The sequence below is a fragment of the Pedococcus sp. P1_H8 genome (assembly GCF_056405175.1).
On sequence record NZ_JBFUCP010000512.1, the window covers coordinates 1 to 351 of the forward strand.

Here is a 351-nt window from a genome sequence, read left to right on the forward strand (position 1 = left end):
CGCCGAGTTGTGCAGCATCTCCTTGCGCCGCTCGGGGCTGGCGTCGAAGACCACACCCTCGCCGAAGATCGGCTTCATGAACGGGTAGGCGGCCTGCTGGTCGAGGTCCTCGTCGGTGGAGCGGAAGAAGAACTCGTTGGCCTCGGCGCCGGCGAGCAGCACCACGTCACGGTCGGCAAGCCGGAAGATCCCCACGTCGCCGCACTCCTCGCGCACCCGGCGCATCAGCGCGATCGGATCCGTGCGCAGCTCCTCGAGGTGCCCGTGCTCGTGCTCGCCACCGGACACCCGCGGCGGATCCGGCAGTGTCGTCGGCTTCTCCTGCACTCCGTGTGTCATGCCGTCTCCTAG

1 pseudogene is annotated in these 351 nt (G+C 68.7%); it reads right to left on the reverse strand.

The features are described 5' to 3' along the window. A pseudogene (locus tag AC1DYG_RS21100) lies at positions 1-339 on the reverse strand (hypothetical protein); the annotation flags it as partial. Between the last annotated feature and the right edge of the window lie 12 nt (positions 340-351).